The organism is Planktothrix sp. FACHB-1355 (genome assembly GCF_014748295.1).
Lineage (GTDB): Bacteria > Cyanobacteriota > Cyanobacteriia > Cyanobacteriales > Aerosakkonemataceae > Aerosakkonema > Aerosakkonema funiforme_A.
The window spans coordinates 1-2662 of the sequence record NZ_JACJUP010001004.1; the positions used below are offsets into that span (position 1 = coordinate 1).

3 protein-coding genes are annotated in these 2662 nt (G+C 45.5%); 2 read left to right on the forward strand and 1 reads right to left on the reverse strand.

The window, feature by feature from the left end:
• Nucleotides 1-672, forward strand: a 672-nt coding sequence (locus H6S82_RS28150) for a potassium transporter TrkG (RefSeq protein ID WP_277926594.1), incomplete at its 5' end; no start/stop codon positions are given.
• 50 nt (nucleotides 673-722) lie between these two features.
• Nucleotides 723-1418 (forward strand): TrkA family potassium uptake protein, encoded by a 696-nt coding sequence (locus H6S82_RS28155; protein WP_190464067.1) that lies wholly within the window; start codon nucleotides 723-725, stop codon nucleotides 1416-1418.
• A 172-nt stretch (nucleotides 1419-1590) separates the two neighbouring features.
• Here H6S82_RS28155 and H6S82_RS28160 read toward each other — a convergent pair whose 3' ends face one another.
• Entirely contained in the window at nucleotides 1591-2526 is a 936-nt protein-coding gene (locus tag H6S82_RS28160; RefSeq protein ID WP_190464066.1) for a tetratricopeptide repeat protein, read from the reverse strand.
• Nucleotides 2527-2662 lie beyond the last annotated feature (136 nt).

The window sequence follows — 2662 nt, forward strand, 5'->3', positions numbered from 1 at the left end:
TCGCTGAATTTCAAGGTGGCCACCAGCACAACAATTATACTTTTATTATCCGGAGCTATAGCATTATTTTGTATAGAAAGTAGAAATCCAGAAACATTAGGATATCTTAGTTTAAAAGATAAATTATTGGCAGCTTGGTTTCAATCTGTAACCCCTAGAACTGCTGGCTTTAATACCGTTGACTTTGGCAAAATGACCCAGGCTGGTTTATTTCTGACAATTGCGCTTATGTTTATTGGTGCAAGTCCTGGTGGCACTGGTGGCGGGATTAAAACGACAACATTGCGAGTTTTAACCAGTTGCACAAAAGCAATTTTGCAAGGCAAAGAAGAAGTTCAACTTTATCATCGCCAAGTGGCATTAAGTCTGATTATAAAAGCAGTTGGTGTATTAGTTGGTTCCTTTGCCACCGTAGTGGTATCGACAATTTTAATTTCAATTACCGATCCAGAGTTGCAGTTTAGTCAAATACTGTTTGAAGTTGTCTCGGCGTTTGCAACAGTCGGTCTTTCTACAGGGATTACAGCTAGCATTACACCTGCGGCAAAACTGATTATAATTTCGACAATGTACATTGGAAGAGTAGGAGTTTTATTGATGATGGCCGCTATTCTGGGAGACCCCCGTCCCAGTGCAGTTCGCTATCCAGAAGAAAACTTACTCGTTGGGTAGTTAAGCAATAGCACAATTAACAGAAAGTGTGTGTAATAAAAGGTATTGGTATGAACCTGTCATCTCTAAGTTTTTTTCGCAGTTTACGTAAAGACAATCAACAGTTTGCGGTCATTGGATTGGGTCGTTTCGGTCGATCCGTCTGCTCATCTTTGCACAATATGGGATACCAAGTTCTGGGAACTGACGTTGACGAAAAACGAGTTTCCCAAGCTTTGACCGACCAGCTAGTTTCTCATGCAGTGCAATTGGATTCAACAGAACCGGCGGCTCTAAAAGAAGCGGGTATTTTTGAGTTTGATACAGTGATTATTGCTATTGGTAATTATATCCAAGAAAGTGTCATTACAACTCTGAATTTGAAAGAAGCTGGTGTGGCTCACGTTGTCGCGAAAGCTTCATCGGAAGTTCATGTGAAGCTATTGAAGCGTGTGGGAGCGGATCATGTGGTTTATCCGGAGTTTGAGGCGGGTTGTGCGCTGGCGCGATCGCTCACCAAACCAGCGATTTTAGACCGTTTTGATTTGGATACGGAAAACAGCATTGTGGAACTGATCGTTCCAGATGAATTTCACAACAAAACGATCGCCGAACTAAAACTCCGCACCCGTTATGGTTTGAACTTGCTAGCGGTAAGTCATGAAGGCAAATTTGAAATTAATCCCGATCCTAACAGACGGCTTCTTAAAGGTTCGGCAATGGTTGTGATTGGCTCGAACAAAGATATCAATAAGTTGCCCATTTGAAGGACTAGGGGCTAGGGGCTAGGGGTTAGGGGCTAGGGAAGAGAACAGAGGGAAAAGGGAGAGGAAGAGGAAAATGGGAGACGGGAGAGGGAAGAGGGAAAAGATTTATTCTCCCGCTCCCCCGCTCCCCCACTCCCTCTTCCCCTAGCCCCTAATCCCTAACCCCTAGCCCCTAGCGCCTCGGTTGTTTCCGCAGCACCTCAATTTGTTGTATTAGGAGATCGACTTCATCGGCTTTAGAGGTCTGACCTTGGGATCTGTATAAGTCCCTAGCTCTCTTGAGGGGGCGAACTGCATCCTTGAGCTGCTCTTGATAGTACAAAATAACGCCCAAATTATAGTGTGCGGAAGGATCGTTGGGGTGACGGCGAATCGCTTCTTTATAAGCTGCGATCGCTTCTTCTGGCTGATTTTGTCTACTTAAAATATTGCCTAAACTGTTGTAGCCTGCTGCTAAATTCGGATTGATTTCAACTGCTTTTTGGTATGCAACTGCTGCCGCTTCCAGTTGCCCTTGCTTTTCTAACACAATTCCCAAATTGTAGTAAGCATCGGCATTTTCGGGACTTAGACGAATCGTTTGCCTGTAGGCTACGTTCGCTTCTTCTAGCCGATCGAGTTGATAATAGATCGCGCCCAAGTTGTAGTAAGCATAGGAATTTTCGGGATTGATGGCAAGGGTTCTTTCATATGCGGATATCGCAGCATCAATTTGACCTTGTTGATAATAAATCACTCCCAAGTTATAATGCGCTTCTTCTAAATCTGGATTGAGAGCAAGCGCTTGCTGGTATTGAGCGATCGCCTCCCCAGTGCGGCCTTTTTCATTTAAAATATTGCCCAGGTAAAAGTGAGCCGGAGCAATTTTGGGGTCTCGTTCCAGAGCTTTCTGAAAAGCGTCGGCGGCGATATCCAAGTCTCTCTGGTTGTAGCTATTGACTCCTTGTTGGAAGTAACCAGCCGCCTCCAGATCTTGAGTAACAATACCTCGAACTAGCTGCTTCGTTCCTGGGATATCGCTCGCTGCATGGGTTGGGGACAGCGCAGACGAACAAGCGAGACTGATAGCGGCGGCAATTATATAGATTGAGGGGTGCTTTTTAAACATTTGGTTTTTTTATTTTTTAGTATGCCGACTTTGGCAGGGCGAGATCGGGCAGATCCTTAAGTCCGTGGGCGCCGACCGCGCCCGCATCGAGGCGGCCATCGACAAGCTGCGCGGAGGCGAGAGGGTGCAGAGCGAG